This window comes from Nocardia sp. NRRL S-836 (assembly GCF_001279525.1).
In the GTDB taxonomy this organism is placed as follows: Bacteria; Actinomycetota; Actinomycetes; order Mycobacteriales; family Pseudonocardiaceae; genus Lentzea.
In genome coordinates this window covers 43,744-61,210 of record NZ_LGDY01000099.1, presented here as the reverse complement: position 1 = coordinate 61,210, position 17,467 = coordinate 43,744, and the positions used below count along the sequence as shown (strand labels likewise).

At 69.8% G+C, this 17,467-nt stretch carries 19 protein-coding genes and 2 riboswitches; of the genes, 9 read left to right on the top strand and 10 right to left on the bottom strand.

The annotated features are described in order from the left end of the window. Nucleotides 1-119: 119 nt before the first annotated feature. Nucleotides 120-3,359 (bottom strand): LamG-like jellyroll fold domain-containing protein, encoded by a 3,240-nt coding sequence (locus tag ADL03_RS19705; RefSeq protein WP_063798645.1) that lies wholly within the window; start codon nucleotides 3,357-3,359, stop codon nucleotides 120-122. Nucleotides 3,360-3,498: 139 nt separating this feature from the next. Between ADL03_RS19705 and ADL03_RS19700 the strand changes: the two genes are divergently transcribed. Genes ADL03_RS19700 through ADL03_RS19690 form a run of 3 tightly spaced genes read left to right on the top strand, consistent with a single transcriptional unit; the run spans nucleotide 3,499 to nucleotide 6,789 of the window. Further along, nucleotides 3,499-5,715: an AAA family ATPase gene (locus ADL03_RS19700; RefSeq protein WP_082373283.1), complete on the top strand. Its 2,217-nt coding sequence runs from the start codon at nucleotides 3,499-3,501 to the stop codon at nucleotides 5,713-5,715. A gap of 59 nt (nucleotides 5,716-5,774) precedes the next feature. Continuing rightward, nucleotides 5,775-6,626: a helix-turn-helix transcriptional regulator gene (locus tag ADL03_RS19695; RefSeq protein ID WP_053734962.1), complete on the top strand. Its 852-nt coding sequence runs from the start codon at nucleotides 5,775-5,777 to the stop codon at nucleotides 6,624-6,626. After that, nucleotides 6,601-6,789, top strand: a complete 189-nt coding sequence (locus tag ADL03_RS19690; RefSeq protein ID WP_053734961.1) for a DUF397 domain-containing protein — start codon at nucleotides 6,601-6,603, stop codon at nucleotides 6,787-6,789. The genes ADL03_RS19695 and ADL03_RS19690 overlap by 26 nt, the downstream gene beginning before the upstream one ends. On the opposite strand, the gene ADL03_RS19685 is transcribed toward ADL03_RS19690, so the two are convergent. Together ADL03_RS19685 and ADL03_RS19680 are read right to left on the bottom strand one after the other, a co-directional pair. Next, nucleotides 6,762-7,394: a LytR C-terminal domain-containing protein gene (locus tag ADL03_RS19685; RefSeq protein WP_053734960.1), complete on the bottom strand. Its 633-nt coding sequence runs from the start codon at nucleotides 7,392-7,394 to the stop codon at nucleotides 6,762-6,764. The two genes, ADL03_RS19690 and ADL03_RS19685, sit on opposite strands and share 28 nt — an antisense overlap. Then, on the bottom strand, nucleotides 7,394-7,672 hold the full coding sequence (locus ADL03_RS19680; protein WP_053734995.1) for a DUF3263 domain-containing protein: 279 nt from the start codon (nucleotides 7,670-7,672) through the stop codon (nucleotides 7,394-7,396). The genes ADL03_RS19685 and ADL03_RS19680 overlap by 1 nt, the downstream gene beginning before the upstream one ends. Before the next feature lie 106 nt (nucleotides 7,673-7,778). On the opposite strand from ADL03_RS19680, the gene ADL03_RS19675 reads away from it, so the two are divergent. Further along, the gene (locus tag ADL03_RS19675) at nucleotides 7,779-8,360 is read left to right on the top strand and encodes a peptide deformylase (protein ID WP_053734959.1); all 582 of its coding nucleotides are present in this window, start codon (nucleotides 7,779-7,781) and stop codon (nucleotides 8,358-8,360) included. 10 nt (nucleotides 8,361-8,370) lie between these two features. On the opposite strand, the gene ADL03_RS19670 is transcribed toward ADL03_RS19675, so the two are convergent. Next, nucleotides 8,371-9,300: an aldo/keto reductase gene (locus ADL03_RS19670; RefSeq protein WP_053734958.1), complete on the bottom strand. Its 930-nt coding sequence runs from the start codon at nucleotides 9,298-9,300 to the stop codon at nucleotides 8,371-8,373. A 74-nt stretch (nucleotides 9,301-9,374) separates the two neighbouring features. Here ADL03_RS19670 and ADL03_RS19665 point away from each other — a divergent pair, with 74 nt between their 5' ends. The 3 genes from ADL03_RS19665 (at nucleotide 9,375) to thiD (ending at nucleotide 13,261) form a co-directional block, all read left to right on the top strand. After that, the gene (locus ADL03_RS19665) at nucleotides 9,375-9,974 is read left to right on the top strand and encodes a LysE family translocator (RefSeq protein WP_053734957.1); all 600 of its coding nucleotides are present in this window, start codon (nucleotides 9,375-9,377) and stop codon (nucleotides 9,972-9,974) included. Between the two features lie 708 nt (nucleotides 9,975-10,682). After that, a riboswitch (TPP riboswitch) is annotated at nucleotides 10,683-10,807 on the top strand. Next, nucleotides 10,797-12,452, top strand: coding sequence for a phosphomethylpyrimidine synthase ThiC (gene thiC, locus ADL03_RS19660; RefSeq protein WP_053734956.1), 1,656 nt, complete (start codon nucleotides 10,797-10,799; stop codon nucleotides 12,450-12,452). (Overlaps the previous riboswitch by 11 nt.) Next, entirely contained in the window at nucleotides 12,449-13,261 is an 813-nt protein-coding gene (gene thiD, locus ADL03_RS19655; RefSeq protein WP_053734955.1) for a bifunctional hydroxymethylpyrimidine kinase/phosphomethylpyrimidine kinase, read from the top strand. Before thiC ends, thiD begins: the two co-directional genes overlap by 4 nt. Here thiD and ADL03_RS47195 read toward each other — a convergent pair. Beyond that, nucleotides 13,204-13,368 carry a hypothetical protein gene (locus tag ADL03_RS47195; protein WP_157528952.1) on the bottom strand — a complete coding sequence of 55 codons (165 nt, stop codon included), beginning with the start codon at nucleotides 13,366-13,368 and terminating at the stop codon, nucleotides 13,204-13,206. The two genes, thiD and ADL03_RS47195, sit on opposite strands and share 58 nt — an antisense overlap. 84 nt (nucleotides 13,369-13,452) lie before the next feature. Between ADL03_RS47195 and ADL03_RS47190 the strand changes: the two genes are divergently transcribed. Next, entirely contained in the window at nucleotides 13,453-13,602 is a 150-nt protein-coding gene (locus tag ADL03_RS47190; protein ID WP_157528950.1) for a hypothetical protein, read from the top strand. A 15-nt stretch (nucleotides 13,603-13,617) separates the two neighbouring features. Here the strand turns inward: ADL03_RS47190 and ADL03_RS19650 are convergent, their stop codons facing one another. The 5 genes from ADL03_RS19650 to ADL03_RS19630 all read right to left on the bottom strand — a co-directional run bounded on the left by ADL03_RS19650 (nucleotide 13,618) and on the right by ADL03_RS19630 (nucleotide 16,663). Beyond that, nucleotides 13,618-14,082 carry a hypothetical protein gene (locus ADL03_RS19650; RefSeq protein WP_053734954.1) on the bottom strand — a complete coding sequence of 155 codons (465 nt, stop codon included), beginning with the start codon at nucleotides 14,080-14,082 and terminating at the stop codon, nucleotides 13,618-13,620. 105 nt (nucleotides 14,083-14,187) lie between these two features. Continuing rightward, nucleotides 14,188-14,631 carry a MarR family winged helix-turn-helix transcriptional regulator gene (locus ADL03_RS19645; RefSeq protein WP_197288471.1) on the bottom strand — a complete coding sequence of 148 codons (444 nt, stop codon included), beginning with the start codon at nucleotides 14,629-14,631 and terminating at the stop codon, nucleotides 14,188-14,190. 130 nt (nucleotides 14,632-14,761) lie between these two features. After that, nucleotides 14,762-15,517 carry a thiazole synthase gene (locus ADL03_RS19640; RefSeq protein ID WP_053734953.1) on the bottom strand — a complete coding sequence of 252 codons (756 nt, stop codon included), beginning with the start codon at nucleotides 15,515-15,517 and terminating at the stop codon, nucleotides 14,762-14,764. 1 nt (nucleotide 15,518) lies between these two features. Then, a complete protein-coding gene (gene thiS / locus ADL03_RS19635) occupies nucleotides 15,519-15,719 on the bottom strand; it encodes a sulfur carrier protein ThiS (RefSeq protein WP_053734952.1) in 201 nt (66 codons plus the stop codon). Next, nucleotides 15,716-16,663 carry an FAD-dependent oxidoreductase gene (locus ADL03_RS19630; protein ID WP_231642035.1) on the bottom strand — a complete coding sequence of 316 codons (948 nt, stop codon included), beginning with the start codon at nucleotides 16,661-16,663 and terminating at the stop codon, nucleotides 15,716-15,718. Before ADL03_RS19630 ends, thiS begins: the two co-directional genes overlap by 4 nt. Before the next feature lie 3 nt (nucleotides 16,664-16,666). Continuing rightward, nucleotides 16,667-16,778: riboswitch (TPP riboswitch) on the bottom strand. Nucleotides 16,779-16,804: 26 nt separating this feature from the next. Between ADL03_RS19630 and thiE the strand changes: the two genes are divergently transcribed. Beyond that, the gene (gene thiE / locus ADL03_RS19625; protein WP_053734950.1) at nucleotides 16,805-17,443 is read left to right on the top strand and encodes a thiamine phosphate synthase; all 639 of its coding nucleotides are present in this window, start codon (nucleotides 16,805-16,807) and stop codon (nucleotides 17,441-17,443) included. The last annotated feature ends 24 nt before the right edge of the window (nucleotides 17,444-17,467 follow it).

The following is a 17,467-nucleotide window of genomic DNA, read 5'->3' as shown; positions in this document are numbered from 1 at the left end:
CCGCCGACGTCGCGGAGACGACGCCGGCGATCATGACCCAGCCCAGCGACAGGGCTAGAGCGCGCGACCACCTGCTGTGGGCACGCATTGGTTTCCTCTGTTAGGTGGTGACTGCTGGATCAGCTGCGAACGGCGAGCGTCAGGATCTGCTCGTCGGAGAGCGCGCCCGCGTACACGCGCACCTCGTCGAGACCGCCCTTCCAGAAAGCACCCGCGGCTGTGGCAGCCGTACGCCTGCCGAGCTCCAAAGTGGCCGCGGTCTGCGCGTTCCCGCCGGTGAACGGGGCTCTGGTGATGTAGACACCGTTGAGGTAGAGCAGCATCTCGGAGTTGGTCGTGTCGTGGACGACCGTCAGGTGCACCCACTCCTGCAGCTCCGCACGGTTGGTGGTCTGCACGGTGGTGCCGCCCATCACGAACTCCCACTTCTTCGAGGCGCCGCCGTACCTCAGGTCGAGCAGTGAGGTTCCGTTGTGCACCAGGCTCGCGACCACCCTGGCCTTGTCCTCGTGCGCTTCCAGGTCCAGCTTCGCCCACGCTGACATCGTGAAGGAGCGGTCCGTGCGGATGCCCGGCGCCGGCAGGGAGACGAACGCCTCCGCGTCCTGCGGCTGACCGTCGGCGGCAGGTCCGTTGAGCCGCAACGACGTGAAGTCGCCGTCCCGCTCCCACGCGGTCTTCCCGCCCAGCGCGGCGGTCCTGCCGGTCACCTCGTCCTTGGTCGAGGTACCGGCGCCTTCACCCATCTTGTAGTGGGCGCGGATCCCGGCCTGCTTGGCCAGCACCTTGATCTCGGCGTCGTTCAGCGTGCGCCCGTAGAGCTTGACCTCGTCGATCGAGCCGATGAACCCGTTGGCGTCCTGGCCGTTCCACCGGTGGCGACCGACCAGCAGCTGGGCGGCCTGCCAACCCTCCAGCCCGGTGACCTCACCCTGTTTCACGCCGTCCACGTGCAGGGCCAGGGTCTTCGCAGTGGATTCGTAGGTGCCGGTCAGGTGGGTCCAGACGCCGGCCTGCGCCTCGTTGCGCGAGCGCACCACCTTGAGGTCGGCCCTGTTGTTCGCCGCGGTCATGCCGAATGACCACCGCTTGACGGTCTGCTCGTAGTACAGGGCGGCACTGAGCGTGGTGGCATCCCCGGTGGAGAGGACCGTGCGGCCGATGTCACCGCTGTCCACCTTCGCCCAGGCCGACATCGTGAAGTTCTTCGACGTGTCCACGACGGCGGCGGCGCTGAGGTGGTCCTGCGTCACGTTCAGCCGGACACCCGTGCCCGCGTAACCGGCAGCGGCCAGATCCGGGTTGCCGACGGGGGTGAGCGTGTTGCCGCCGTTGACGTCGGTCAGCGTGCCGTCCAACGTCCAGTGCGCGGCGGGAGGGCCGCCGGGCAGGACGATGAAGTCGTACCGCTGGAGGTCGGACAGGTTGCCGGCGCGGTCCACCGACTTCACGAACAGCGTCTGCGTACCCGCTGTGCCCGGCGTCCACCGGATCGTCGCTTTGCCATCGGAGTTGGGGACAACGGGTTTGCTGGGCTCACCGCCGTCCTCGGTGAACGAGTAGAGGAACTGCACGACGTCGTCGTTCGCCGATCGCAGCGAGTCGAGCTCGAACGTGCCTGTCACGCCCACACCGCCGCCGGGCTGTGACAGGGGGTATTCGCGCGAGCTCAGCTTCGGCGCAACCGGTTTGACCGTGTCCACGACGAACTCGCACAGGTTGGCCTGGAACCCCGACTCGAGGCCGGCGTCGCCGGTGTTCAGACCCCAGAGGTAGAGACCGTCCGCCGTGATCGTGCCCGGCTGCACCTCGGCCTCGGAGTAGGACCCGGACGGGGTGTCCTGGTTCTGGTAGCGCCCGATGAGGGCGCCGTTCTCCCGCACGCCCTTGTACAGCTCGAACACCGAGTACAACGAGCCGCCGTCGGGGTCGTACAGCTTGCCGCGCATGCGCGGCGTCCTCGTCGGCACGTACACCCTGGTCGCCGGGCCGCCCTCGTGGCACGGCAGCTTGCCGCGCTCAAGGCTGAGGTCGGCCGCCATGTGCGGGTACGAGTTGTACTCAACCCGAAGCACCGGGTTGAGGGCGAACCGGCGCCACGCCTTGTCGTTCCTGTTCCCGCTATCGGTCGCGAGCCCGACGGTCATGTACCCGAACCCGTTCTGGACCTGATGTCTGATGACACCGAGGACGTCGAACTCGGCTTGCCCGTCACCGGGGCAGAAATCGCTGTTGTTCTTCGTGTTGATCGAGGACTGCCGGTTGTACCACTGCGGTCCTGCCTCGTACCTGGTTTCCGGTCCGATCGGCCCGGTGTTCCACAGTCCGGTTGCTTCGGCCTCACTGCAATGCGAGGAGTGGATGACGTTCATCGCGAGTTTCGCCGAACTCATCCACTTGCCGAGCATCGGCGCGACGTTCATTTCGATGTAGGAGAGCGAATAGCCGGTAGAGCTGTGCCAGCCCGCCTTGAGATCTCCCAGCACGCCATCGGTGCGGTCGTAGTTGCGGGCATCCGGGAACAGCTCCTGGGCGACCGCGTGGTGGTTCTTGTACCCGGCCCACCGGTAGCTCGGGTCGATCGACACGGGGAACTTCGTCTGCGGTGAGGCCAGAAACGCCTGGTCGGGCAGCACGGAAACGGTGCTGTCGGTGACCTCGACCCCCATCTTGGCCGGGCGGCCGGTGGCATCCCACATCTGCGAGGCGTCGCCGGTGAACCGGACCTGCCCCTTGTCGTCCTCGACCTGCAGTGAACCGTCGACGTGGCTCAGCTTGCCGCCCTTGACGTACGAGCCGTAGGTGATCTTGCGCAGTTTCTCCGACTTCGCGGCCTCCGCGGTTTTCACGACCAGTACCTGGCTGAACCCGATAGCGGACGCCACCACCTTCAGGTCGACGCCCGGCCACACCTCCTGATAGGTGGTCGTGGCGCCGTCGATCACCGGTTCCGGCAACGCCTCCCCCCAGCTGAGGCCCGCCTCGACACCGTCCTTGGCGATCACCGCGAGCGGCGTTCCCCTGCCCTTCCCCGCGAACCGGAGATCGACCACCGTCGCCTCCGGACGAATCACGCCGTCCGCGTGCTTGCGCAGTTTCTCCTCGACCGGAACCCATTTTCCGTCGCGTTTCGCCCGTTCCGGCAAAAGTGTCTGGGTGAGCGTCATCGTGCCGTTCGGGTTCGCCACGGTCTCCGACGCCTCCGTCGTGAGCCCGGAAACCTTCACCGGCTTGTCGAACTTCCGCGCTGCCGCTTGCGCCGACGCCTCATCCGGCAGTTCGGCCGGCGCCGGTGCGGCGTTCGCGACAGGCGTCACGATTCCAGCCGACAGAGCCAATACAAAAGAGAACGCGCGCATGCGAAAGCCACGCGCCTGTCTTTGGCGCATTAAATACATCCCCCCATGTCGAAAATCTCCCCTTCGCGACAGCCAGCATCAATCAGTGCCCAATTGAGATCAATCGGCCACCTGGGTCAAACAGGCCGATGTGTGACCGATGTGTGACCGTCCGCGGCGGAATGCGCTGAGCGATGCGGCCGGAGGAACTACAGTTCGGGGGGTGATCACGCTGACGGCTCGCCTGTCCCCGTCCGCTCTGGACACCCGGCGCGGCGTTGTCCGCCTCCACCGCGAGGTGCTCGACGCCCTGGGGTTGCGCGCGTGGGATGCCGTGCAGCTGACCGGCGCGCGGGTCAGTGCGGCGCTTGCGGCCGCGGGCGAGCAGCCGCCTGGGGTGGTGCTGGTGGACGACGTCACGCTCACCAACCTCGGGGTGGTCGAGGGGGCGGAGATCGTGGTGGCGCCGATCAGGGTCGAGGCGGCGCGGAGCATCACGGTGGCGGGGTCGCGGTTGGCGACCACGGCGTTGACGCCGGAGCACGTGCGGATGGCGTTGACGGGCAAGGTGTTGACCGTTGGGGACAACGTGTCGTTGCTGCCGCAGGACTTGGCGCCGCCGCCGGAGGCGAACGTCAGTGAGACGCGGCGCAGGCTCAGCAACGCCATCGGGATGACGTGGACCAACGAGCTGATCACCATCACCTCGACGGATCCAGCCGGGCCGGTGGCGGTGCAGCCGTCGAGTGTCGTGGGGTGGCGGTCTGCGCAGGCGCCGGCGGCTGAGGTGACGCCGGTGGTGGTGCAGGAGAAGCACGAGGCGTTGCCGGTGGCGAACCTCGTCGGGCAGAAGGAGCAGGCTCGGCGGCTGACCGAGTGGCTGGAGCTGATGTTCCGGCAGCCGGAGTTGCTCACCAGGCTCGGGGCGCAGGCGCGGCTCGCGGCGATGGTGAGTGGGCCTGAAGGGGTCGGCAAGGCGACGTTGGTGCGGGCGGTTTCGAGCAGTGTCGGGGCTGAGCTGGTGGAGTTGGCGGCGCCGAGCATCGCGGTGCTGGAGGCCGGGGCGATGGCCAAGCAGCTCGGGGACGCCATTGCCGCGGTGCCGGAGCATCCGACGGTGCTGCTGATCACGGACATCGACGCGTTGCTGCCGACCACTCCCCCGCCGGTGGCGACGGTGGTGCTGGAGATCTTGAAGACGGCCGTGTCGCGGCCGAACCTGGCGTTGGTGGTCACGTCGGCGCGTGCGGAGTCCGTGGACGCGCGGTTGCGGGCGCCGGAGTTGGTGGATCGTGAGCTGACGTTGCCGTTGCCGGACGGGGCCACGCGCGCGGAGCTGTTGCGGGTGCTGATGAAGGACGTGCCGGTGGAGTCCGATGTGGACTTCGCGGCGGTGGCGGAGAAGACGCCGGGGTTCGTGGCGGCGGACCTGTGCGCGTTGCGGCGGGAGGCCGCGGTCAGGGCGGCGTTGCGGCAGCGGAACGTCGAGGAGCCGCGGGTCGGGCAGGAGGACCTGCTCGGGGCGCTGGGAACGGTGCGGCCGATCTCCATGTCGGCGTCGGACACCATCCAGACGGGTGGGCTGACGCTGGACGACGTGGGCGACATGGTCGAGACCAAGCAGGCGCTCACGGAAGCGGCGCTGTGGCCGTTGCGGTACCCGGACTCCTTTGCACGGCTTGGTGTCGCGCCGCCGCGCGGTGTGTTGCTGTACGGGCCGCCGGGATGTGGCAAGACGTTCCTGGTGCGTGCGCTCGCCGGGTCGGGGCAGTTGAACGTGCTCACGGTCAAGGGCGCTGAGCTGATGGACAAGTTCGTCGGCGAGTCGGAACGGGCCGTGCGCGAGCTGTTCCGGCGGGCGGCGGACGCGGCTCCGGCGCTGGTGTTCCTGGACGAGGTGGACGCGCTGGCGCCGCGGCGGGGGCAGTCGTCGGACAGCGGGGTGGCGGACCGGGTGGTGGCGGCGCTGCTCACCGAGCTGGACGGGGTGGAGCCGATGCGGGACGTCGTGGTCATCGGCGCGACGAACCGGCCCGAGCTCATCGACCCGGCGCTGCTGCGGCCGGGACGGCTGGAGCGGCTCGTGTACGTGTCGCCGCCCGATGCGGACGCGCGCACGGAGATCTTGAAGGCGGCGTCGAAGAACACGCCGTTGGCGAGCGATGTGAACCTCGCGGAGCTGGCGGCGGACCTCGACATGTACTCGGCGGCGGACTGCGCGGCGCTGGTGCGGGAGGCGGCGCTGACCGCGATGCGCGAGTCGTTGGAGGCCGCGGAGGTCACGCAGGCGCACCTCGCGAAGGCACGTCAGGTGGTGCGGCCGTCGCTGGACCCGGTGCAGCTGGCCGGGCTCGCGGCCTATGCGGCGGCGCGCTGACGTTTTCACCCGAACGAGCGCGTGGCATGGAATAAGTGCAAGTCATAGCGTTCTGAGGCATGTCTGCCACCACTTCCACCGCGCTCAGCCGAGACCTGGGTGACGAGCTGCGGCTGTTGCGTGAAACCACGACCAGGATGAACGGCCGTCAGTTCGCCATCTACCTCGGCTGGGACCCGAGCAAGGTGTCCAACATCGAGCACGGGAAGGCGCGGGCGAGCGACGTCGACCTCGCGCAGATCATGACGGCCTGCGGGAAGGACCTGGGGTATCTGCAGGAGTTCCGGAGCAGGTACCACAACGCCTTCGACCCCTACTTCGCGCAGGTTTCCGACAATCTGCGGACGATCGCCATGACCGAGGCGCTGGCCACCAAGATCACCGCGTACGACATCCTCACGCCGCATGGGCTGGTCCAGACGGACAACTACGCGCGTGCCCTGATCGACGAGACCGGGATCGCGGCCAGCGCTGGGGTCGAGTGGGGTGTGCAGCTGAGGATGGAGCGCCAGACCATCCTGCGGCGTCCTCGCCCTCCGGAGGTCATGTTCTACCTGCACGAGCTCGCTCTGCAGATTCTGCTGGGCGACTTGCAGACCAGGGAGGACCAACTCCTGCGGTTGCTCTTCAGCACCCACATGCTGAGGATCGTGCCAGCAGAAGCCAAGGAGTTGGCTGTGCACACGAAATGCACCTTGTACGAGTTCGGGAAGGCTGCGCCGGTGACCTACACCGAGACCGACGTGGCCAAGGTGTTCGCTCAGAGCGACGTCGCCGTCGAACGAAGCCGGGCGCTCTTCCGGCGCCTGGAAGCGGTGGCCTTGGATGCGGAACAATCGAAGCGCAAGCTGATGGAGTACGTCAGCGCACTTCGAAAGGACGCCCATGACCCTGGACCGGACCTGGCGTAAGAGCAGCTACAGCAACGGCGACCCCAACGGCGAGTGCGTCGAGGTGTCGGTCGGCCACGACGTGCTGGTGCGGGACTCGAAGAACGCGAGCGGTGACGTGCTCGCGTTCTCCGCGGAGGCCTGGCGCCGGCTGGTCTACTTGCTGCCCGACGGGCCCCGGTAGTCGTTCGTCACGATCAGGATGATGCCGGGTGCCGCGTGGTCGATGCCGGTGAAGCGCGGTTCGACGCGAGCCTTGAGCACGGCGGCGAGCTCTCTGGCCGAGGCTTCCTCGTCGGTGCCGGGACGGAAGTAGACGGTCGTCGTCGGGATCGTGCCGCCCGAGTAGTTGCCGGTCTCGGCGACCTGCCAGCCGTTCGCGCGCACCTCGTCGGAGGCGCGGGCGGCGAGGCCGGCGATGGTGCTGTTGTTGTAGACGCGGACCGGGACCTTCGCGACGCCGGGCGGGGCGACCGGGGGCGGCGGGACCGCTGTCGTGGTGGCCTGCGGGGGTGTCGACCCGCTCTGGGCAGGGGTCGACGGGGGCGCGGACGGAGTGCTGGACTGCGACGGCGCCGACGACGACGGCTGCGACGACGACGGTTGCTCGGTGGTGGTCTGTTGCGGCGGCGGCGTGGTGGTCGTGCCGCCGGCTGAGGGCGGGGCTTCGTCGGAGCCGCCGAAGAGGCTCACGACTCCGATCACGACGGCCACGGCGGCGACGCCGAGGAGGGCGAACCCGGCGGCCTTGGCCGGGCGCGACGGGCTTGCGGACTCGGGGGAGGTCATCAGTCCTCGGTGCTCCTGGCGCGGGCGCGAACCCTTTGGCGGCCTGTCCTGACCCCGCGCAGCCGCTTGACCAGCATCGGGTCCGCAGCCAGGGCGGCTTCGGACTCGATCAGGCCGTTGAGCAGCTGGTAGTACCGGGTCGCGGACATGTCGAACAGTTCCCTGATGGCCTGTTCCTTGGATCCCGAGTACTTCCACCACTGACGCTCGAACGCGAGCATCGTGCGTTCACGGCTGGTCAGGCCATCAGTGGTAGAAAGCGCCTCGGCGTGATCCATCTGGCTCCCCACGGTCGCCACACCTTCAGGTGCGGGCAATCTAATCACGTGATCGTTCCAACCTACCGCGCGACACCGACAGTTTTGGACGCCTTAAAGTCTGACCATGGCCGTGCACCGCATCCGCATCGCTGGTGACCCCGTACTTCACCACCCCACACGTGAGGTCACCGAGTTCGACACCGAGCTGAAAACGCTCGCCGACGACATGTTCGAGACGATGGCAGCCGCTCGCGGAGTCGGGCTCGCCGCCAACCAGATCGGTGTCGACCTGCGGGTCTTCGTGTACGACTGCCCGGACGACGACGGTGTGCAGCACCGCGGTGTCATCGTGAACCCCGTGCTGGAGACCTCCGAGGTCCCGGAGACCATGCCGGACCCGGAAGACGACTTCGAGGGCTGCCTGTCGGTGCCGGGCGAGGCGTACCCGACCGGACGCGCCCGTTGGGCGAAGTGCACCGGGCAGGACCTGGACGGTCAGCCGTTCGAGGTCGAGGGCACCGGGTTCTTCGCGCGCTGCCTGCAGCACGAGACCGACCACCTCAACGGCTACCTGTACCTGGACCGGCTCATCGGCCGGTACAAGAAGGAGTCGAAGCGGATGCTGCGCGACAACGAGTGGGGCCAGCCGGGCCTGTCGTGGGACCCGGCCGACCCCGACAACTTCGTGGACGAGGACGAGGACTGACGCGCGGGAACTAGCGGAGCACCGACTCCACCTGGGCCAGCTGCTCGGGTGTGAGCGGGCCGAACTCCAGGGCGGCCGCGTTCTCCTCGGCCTGGGCCACCGTGCGCACGCCCGGGATCGGCACCAGCCGGGGAGAACGCGCCCAGAACCAGGCCAGCGCGCCTTGGACGAGGGTCCGGCCGCCGGAGGTCAGCACGTCGCGGACGGCCTCGCGGGCCGCGAAGTACTCCGGTGACGGGCGGCCGTCGACGAAGAACCGCAGCCACGCCGGGTTCGTGACGCGCACGTCGTCGGGCGGCAGCACGTCGAACGTCTCGCGGGCGAGCAGGCCCATCGCGAGCGGGCGGCGGCACAGCACCGCGTACTCCCCCGTGTACATGCCGGGGTTGTCGAAGAGGACGTTGATGTCGGCTTGGGCGGCCACGCCGTGTTCCAGCTGCGTGAAGAACCGCGCCCGTTCGGGGTCGTCGGTGCTCCAGCCGTAGGAACGGATCTTGCCCTCGGTGACGAGCCGCTCGCACTCGTCACGCAGAAGTGCGGCCTCGTCCAGGCCGAGGTCGCCGAGGTGCAGCTGGTACAGGTCGATCCGGTCGGTGCCCAGGCGCCGCAGCGACCCCTCGACGGCACGGCGCAGGTGGCCGACCGAGCCGTCGCTCCCCGTCATGCGGCGGGTCGCGGCGTCGAATGTGAAGCCCCACTTCGTGGCGATCACGACCTGGTCGCGGACGTCCGCAAACGCTTGCCCCACCAGGGTCTCCGCGTGGCCGCAGCCGTAGGAGTCGGCGGTGTCGAAGAGCGTCACGCCCAGCTCGAACGCCCTGCGCAGCGCCTTGCGCGACTCGGCGTCGTCGGCCGGCCCCCAGCCGACCGGCTCTCCGCCGAAGGTGTACGGGCCGCCCATGGCCCACGTCCCGAAACCCAGCTTCCCCAGATCCGTCATGGCGACCAGCGAACATCCTGGAGCGCGCTCCAGGTCAAGAAACCCGCTTGCGGCGGTCGGCGACCATCAGAGGCATGCCCCTGGACAACCTCGTCGCCTTCGTGGCGGCCTCGTTCCTCATCGCACTGTCGCCAGGACCGGGCACGGCCATGGTCCTGCGACAGTCGGTGCACGGGCGGCGGGCCGCGCTGGCGACGGTGTTCGGCATGGAGGTCGGCGTGGTGTGCTGGGCCGTCGCCGCGGCGCTCGGGCTGTCGGTGCTGCTCACGGCGTCGGAGATCGCGTACCACGCGCTGCGGATCGGCGGCGCGGTGTTCTTGGTCTACCTGGGCGTGAAGGCGCTGGTCAGCAGGAGCCTGCCGAGCGAGGCGCCGCCGCCCGGCCACGCGCTGCGCAGCGGGCTGGTCGTGAACCTGGCCAACCCGAAGCTGGGCGTGTTCGCGATCTCGTTCCTACCGCAGTTCGCGCCGTCCGGGGAGGCCGGCCAGCGGGTTCTGCTCCTCCTCGCCGTGCTGTGGGTCGTGGTCGACACCGTCTGGTACCTGGTGATCGTCACGGTCCTGCACACCATCCGCGGCTGGCTCGGCCGGCCGCGGGTGCGCACGGCTCTGGAGAAGCTGTCGGGCGGCGTGCTGCTGGCGCTCGGAGTCCGGCTGGTACTCGACCCGCGTTGAGGCCGGGGTGCCGCGGCGCCAGAACAGCTCGGGCAGTCCGGCCAGCTCAGCGAGGGTGTGGCAGGCCGCGAGGGAGGCGTAGCCGCCGGCCAGGACGTGGGCGCGGATGCGGTCGAGGCGGCCGAACTCGATCACCTCGCCGGCGATCAGGAACGGCAGCACGAGCTTCCACGCCTGCACCACGGCCGGGCGCTTGCGGTGCGGGGCGCGCAGGACCGACCGCGCGACCCGCAGCAGGTGCTCGTTCGCGCTCATGGTGTCCGGGTGCGCCGCGTGGTCCCAGTTCCACCGGCGTTCCTCGGTGACCGCGCAGCGCACGCACTCGACCGGCCCGGTGCCGAGCTCGGCACCGCAGCGGGAGCACGCGAGCAGCGTCATCGCCCAGTCGACGCAGGTCCAGGGGTACACGCCGACGTCGGCCGAGGTCACGAGCTCGGCCAGCTCACGGTCGGCGAGCTGCGAGGACATCCGCAGCTCCTCCCAGTCCGCGAGCCAGAACTGGTCGAGCAGCTCGGCGCAGAACCCGCAGTCGGGGTAGCCCCGGCCGGCGAGCTCACCGCACGAAGGGCATGCGGAGACCACGGCGGGACGTTGACCGCGACGCGCGCCGGGCGGGAACGGCTGATGATCCGCCACGCGAGAAGATTAGGGGCAAAACGCGGCCTTGGCAGCTACGCCGCACCGTGACTATGGTCGGGTCTCGACAACTCAACACAACGCGGGAGCTCGCGCCTGAGCGGGCTGAGAGGGTGACTGGCAGCAGTGCCGGTGTCACCGACCGCCTGAACCTGACCGGGTAATGCCGGCGTAGGGAGGAATGTCGTGACGGCACTTGACGACCGTTCGGTCAAGCCCAGCGTGACCACCGGCCCCATCTCGGGGTCCCGCAAGGTGTACCGGGAAGTCGCTCCTGACATCCGGGTGCCCTGCCGCAGGGTGGAGCTGACCAACGGCGAGCATGTCGATCTCTACGACACTTCCGGTCCGTATACCGACGACAACGCGGCCATCGACGTCCACAGTGGACTTCCCGACCTGAGGTCGGGCTGGGTCGCGGCACGGGAACCGATCAACGGAGCTGTCAGCCAGCTCGCGTACGCGAAGGCCGGGATCATCACCCCGGAGATGCGCTACGTCGCGGCGCGGGAGAACCTCGACGCGGAGTTCGTGCGCAACGAGGTGGCCATCGGGCGTGCGGTCATCCCGTTGAACCGCAAGCACCCCGAGGCCGAGCCGATGATCATCGGCAAGAAGTTCCTCGTCAAGATCAACGCGAACATCGGCAACTCCGCCGTGTCGTCGTCGATCGAGGACGAGGTGGAGAAGATGGTGTGGGCGACCCGCTGGGGTGCCGACACGATCATGGACCTCTCGACCGGCAAGCGGATCCACGAGACCCGCGAGTGGATCCTGCGCAACTCCCCCGTCCCGGTCGGCACCGTGCCGATCTACCAGGCGCTGGAGAAGGTCAACGGCGACCCGGCCGCGCTGTCGTGGGAGGTGTACCGCGACACCGTGATCGAGCAGTGCGAGCAGGGCGTCGACTACATGACCGTGCACGCGGGCGTGCTGCTGCGGTACGTGCCGCTGACGGCCAAGCGGGTGACGGGCATCGTGTCGCGCGGCGGGTCGATCATGGCGGCGTGGTGCCTCGCGCACCACCGGGAGAGCTTCCTCTACACGCACTTCGAGGAGCTCTGCGACATCCTGCGGGCCTACGACGTGACGTTCTCGCTGGGTGACGGGCTGCGGCCGGGGTCGATCGCGGACGCCAACGACGAGGCCCAGTTCGCCGAGCTGCGGACGCTCGGCGAGCTGACGCACATCGCGCGCGCCAAGGACGTCCAGGTGATGATCGAGGGCCCCGGCCACGTGCCGATGCACAAGATCGCCGAGAACGTGCGGCTGGAGGAGGAGTGGTGCGGCGAGGCGCCGTTCTACACCCTCGGGCCGCTGGCCACGGACATCGCACCGGCCTACGACCACATCACCTCCGCGATCGGCGCCGCGCAGATCGGCTGGCTGGGCACCGCGATGCTCTGCTACGTCACGCCGAAGGAGCACCTGGGCCTGCCGAACAGGGACGACGTGAAGACCGGCGTGATCACGTACAAGATCGCGGCGCACTCCGCCGACCTGGCCAAGGGGCACCCCGGCGTGCAGGACTGGGACGACGCGCTGTCGAAGGCGCGGTTCGAGTTCCGGTGGGAGGACCAGTTCAACCTCTCGCTCGACCCGGACACCGCCCGGTCGTTCCACGACGAGACCCTGCCCGCCGAGCCCGCGAAGACGGCGCACTTCTGCTCGATGTGCGGGCCGAAGTTCTGCTCGATGAAGATCACGCAGGACGTGCGGCGCTACGCCGAGGAACGCGGACTGTCCACTGTGGAGGCCATCGAGGCCGGCATGGCGGAGAAGTCCGGCGAGTTCGCCGGCACCGGCAACAAGGTGTACCTGCCGGTCGTGGAGACTTCGTGACACCTCCGAGGGTCCTCACCATCGCCGGAAGCGACTCCGGCGGTGGTGCGGGTGTTCAGGCCGACCTCCGCACGATGTTCGCGTGCGGGGTGCACGGCTGTGCGGCGCTGACCGCCGTGACCGTGCAGAACTCCCTCGGCGTCACGGGGGTGCACGAGATCCCACCCGACGTGGTCGCGGCGCAGATCGTGTCCGTGGCCTCGGACATCGGGGTGCAGGCGGCGAAGACCGGGATGCTGGCGTCGGCGGCGATCATCGAGGCGGTCACCCCGGCGCTGGACTCGGCGGGCATCGGCCGGTCGGGGCGGACGCCGTTCGTGGTCGACCCGGTGTCGGCGTCGATGCACGGCAACCAGCTGCTGGCGGACTCGGCGCTGGAGGCGTTGCGGGGGCTGCTGTTCCCGCGCGCGACGCTCGTGACGCCGAACCTGGACGAGGTGCGGCTGATCACCGGGATCGCGGTCAAGGACCGGGCGGACCAGAGGGAGGCGGCCGTCGCGCTGCACGCCCTCGGGCCGGAGTGGGTGCTGGTGAAGGGCGGCCACATGTGGGACGACCCGGAGTGCCTGGACCTGCTGTACGACGGGCGTTCGTTCACCGAGCTGCCCGGACCGCGGTACGACACCGAGCACACGCACGGCAGCGGGGACACACTGGCGTCCTCGATCAGCTCGGCGCTGGCCCACGGCGCCTCGGTGCCGGAGGCGGTGCGGTTCGGCAAGGACTTCATCGTGCGGTCCGTGGCGACCGCCTACCCGCTGGGTGCGGGGTCCGGGCCGGTGTCGCCGTTCTGGAAGCTGGAGAGGTAACGCGCGTACATCGCCCTCAGGTCGGTGGTCTCGGGGTCGAGCAGCCAGACCGTGAGCGCGCCTTCCAGGAACGCGATCAGCTCCAGTGCCGCCGCTTCGCCGACCACCTCGGCGAAGCGGCGGCGCAGGAGGCGGTTGCGGGCGCGGAACCGCGCGGTGACGTCGTCGTCGCGGGCGAGGTGCTCACGGCTGTGGACGGCGGCACGGAGCTGGTGAACGCCGAGGAGTTCACCGGCACCATGGCCGCCGAGGTGCCGGCACGGACCCGCGAGGTGCTGGTCGCGGAGTTCGACGCCTTCAACCAGGCGCTGCTGCGGCTCTTCGCCGGTCAGGACCGCTGACGGCGAGGAGCCGCGTCAGCTCTCGTTGCTGTTGGTGGGCGTCCACGAGGACCAGGAGGCCTGGTGGACGGGCAGCCCGGCCTCGCGGAGGTGGCGCACGACCCGCGGGTCGTCGTCCACGACCATGACCACCGTGCGGCGGTGCCGGATCTCCTGGAGCCGTTCGAGCTTGACGACCTGGGCGGGTCTGCGGTCGCCCTCGCGCTGCATCAGCAACGTGCCGGTCGGCAGGCCGTACTCGGCGAGCCACCGGCGGGTGAGGTCCGCGATCCGCACGGGACGGCCGGTGAGCCACACGATGTCGTGGTCCACCGCGAGCTTGTGCGCCAGCGCGGCGCCCTGCTGCAGCAGGCCGTCCCCTCCGGCAGCGTCGAAGAAGGCCGTCCACCGCGCGGGTGAGTCGGAGCTGAGCAGGTGCAGCCGGTGCTGGACGTCGGCGACCGTTCCGTCGATGTCCAGCACCGCAACCGGGCGACTCATGCGGTGGCCCCTATGTTCGCCGGAAAGTTTCCACAAGGTTATCCCGGCGCGTCCACCCAGAACGGGAACGGTGATGTTCGTCCTGGGCAGATCGGCGCCGTGGAACTACTTCGACTCTTCCCCGACCAGGGTCTCCAGCGCGTCCAGGGCGTTCACGAGCGCGGACTGGTGGTCGGGCGTGAGCTGTTCGATGCGGCGCTGCAGCTCACGCACACGGGCGGAGCGCACGCCGGACACCATCGTCTCGCCCTCGGGCGTGGGGGTGGCGAGCCAGGCGCGGCCGTCCTGCGGGTCGGGTTCGCGCTTCACGTACCCGGCCTCGACCAGCGCGGCGACGATGCGGGACAACGTGGGAGGGGCGACGCCCTCCTTGGTCGCGAGGTCGCCCAGGCGCATGGGGCCGCAGCGGGCGAGCGTCGCGAGCGCGGAGACCGCGCCGGGGCCGAGTCCGGGGGAACCGGTGCGTCGCAGCAACCGGGCCAGCCGGCCGATCGCCAGGTACAGGCGCGCGGTCGCGTCCTCGACCTCGGCGGCAATGGGGGCCGTCACGGCTTGTCGTCCTCCTCGGCTGTGCATGATCGCCCTGCCCGCGGCGTGTTCGCCGGGAAACCGGCCGTCCGGCGGGCACGACCGGCGAACGACCGACGCGAACTCACGTGCGGGCAACCAAGGTAACGGCTCAGCGGGCGGGCGAGGACGCTTGGGCCCAAAAGCGCTGCGGAATCCGCCCGGCGAGCCGAGCCATCCGCCCGCCCTCCACCGCACAACGCATCGCGGCGGCCATGAGTTCCGGGTCGTCCGCGCGGGTCACGGCCGTGGCGAGCAGCACCGCCGAACAGCCGAGCTCCATGGCCAGCGCGGCGTCGGACGCGGTGCCGATGCCCGCGTCCAGCACGACCGGAACGGTGGCGCGTGCGGTGATCAGCTCGATGTTGTGCGGGTTGCGGATGCCCAGGCCGGTGCCGATCGGCGAGCCCAGCGGCATCACGGTCGCGCAGCCGATGTCCTGCAGCTTCGACGCCAGGACCGGATCGTCGTTCGTGTAGGGCAGCACGACGAAGCCGTCGCCGACCAGGCGTTCGGCCGCGTCGAGGAGCTCGACCGGGTCGGGCAGCAGGGTCTCCTCGTCGTGGACGACCTCCAGCTTGACCCAGTTCGTCTCCAGCGCCTCACGGGCGAGCTGCGCGGTCAGCACGGCCTCGGCGGCGGTGCGGCAGCCCGCGGTGTTCGGGAGGACCTCGATGCCCAGGCGGCGCAACAGCTCCAGCACACCGGTCTGGCCCGCGGCGTCGACCCGGCGCATGGCCACGGTGGTGAGCTCGGTGCCGGACGCGACGAGCGCGCGTTCCAGCACGGAGAGGTTCGCGGCACCGCCGGTGCCGGTGATGAGGCGGGAGCGGAACTCCCGGCCCGCGATGATCAGCGGATCGTCCACGTCAGCCTCCCTGGACAGCGGTCAGCACCTCGACCACGCCGCCGTCCGGCACGATCGTCTTCTCCCACAACGCCTTCGGCACCACGGCGCCGTCGAGTGCGACGGCCACGCCCTGCGCGGGCGCACCCACCAGCGACACCACCGCGGCCACCGACGTGCCGTCGGCGAGGTCCCGGGAAGTGCCGTTGACCTTTGCTTTCACGACGTTCCTCCTTCACGCAGCAGCCGCAGCACCTCGCGCGCGGTGTGGGGTGCCAGCAACAGGCCGTTGCGGTGGTGGCCGGTCGCGGCGATCACGCCGGGTTCGAGCACGCGCACCACCGGGACGTTGTCCGGGCTGCCCGCGCGGAACCCGACGGCGGTCTCGGTCAGCGCGTACTCCGCGAGGCCCGGGAGCACGACCTCCGCGTCCCGCAGCAGATCCCGCACGCCGGCGACGGTCACGTCGGTGTCGAACCCGGCCTCGTACTGGGTGGCGCCGACGACCACGCCGTCCGTGCGCGGCACCAGGTAGACGGCACGGCCCTGGACCAGCGCGCGGATGGTGTGTCTCGGCGGCGGCAACGCGCCGGGCCGGTGGGTCAGGCGCAGGATCTCGCCCTTGACCGGCCGGACCACGTCCCGCAGCGCCGGGTGCAGCCCCGCGCTCCACGCCCCCGCCGCGATCACCTTGATCTTTCCGTCCACATCGGACCGCACGCCCGCCTCGCCGCACGCCTTGCGCAGCGCGGACAGCAGCGCGCGGTTGTCGACGGCGAGGTCGTTCGTGTGCACACCGCCGCGCACGGCGGGACCCAGTGAGGGTTCGAAGGCGCGGATCTCGCGGGAGGTCAGCAGCTGCCCGGCGTGCCGCAGGTCGGTGAGGTCGCCGGGGGACGTGCCGACCGCCAGCGTGCCCGCGGTGAACAGCTCGACGCCGATCGACGCGGCGAACTCCGGCCACATCGCCAGCGCCTCGACACCCTGCGCCACCACGGCTTCCTCGCCCGGCCAGGCCTCCGTGAGCGGTGCGAGCATGCCGCCCGCGACCCGTGAGCCCGCGTGCGGGGAACCGTGGTCGGACACCGAGACCGAGTAGCCGGCCCGTGCCGCGACGAGTGCGACGGACAGGCCGATGACACCGCCGCCGAGGACGGTCACTTCCACACTGCTCAAGGCATTCACGCTCCCTGCGCCGGCATGACCCGGATCAGGTTCGACGGTCGGAGCGAACCACGCTCCCTCTCAGCCCGGTGTTCTCCAGGCTCCCGTGCGGACCGCCTTCAACATAACGGTTAACGTGCGTGCGTGCCAGGACTCGACGGAAACCTGATCAGGCAACGACTCGCCGACGCGACGCTGTACCTCTGCACGCCGGACCGGCCCGACCTGGCCGAGTTCGCGGACGCCGCCCTCGCCGGTGGCGTCGACATCATCCAGCTGCGGGACAAGTCGCTGGAGGCCAGGCAGGAGCTCGCGGCGATCGAGGTGCTCGCGGAAGCCACCGCGCGCCACGGGAAGCTGCTGGCCGTCAACGACCGCGCGGACATCGCGCACGCCGTGGACGCCGACGTGCTGCACCTGGGCCAGGACGACCTGCCGGTGCCGCTGGCGCGCGCGATCATCGGCGACGGCCCGGTGATCGGCCGGTCCACCCACGACGTCGACCAGATGCGGGCCGCGGCCGACGAGCCCGGCGTCGACTACTTCTGCACCGGACCGTGCTGGTCGACGCCGACCAAGCCCGGCCGCCCGGCGCCGGGACTGGACCTGGTCAGGGCCACGACGAGCGCGCGGCCGTGGTTCGCGATCGGCGGCATCGACCTGGGGAACCTGCACGAGGTCACGGCCGCGGGGGCGACGCGCGTGGTCGTCGTGCGGGCCATCACCGACGCCGAGGACCCGAAGGCCGCGGCCGAATCGTTCAAATTTGAACTTAGTCGTTGAAATTTGAACAACTCGGCGTACGCT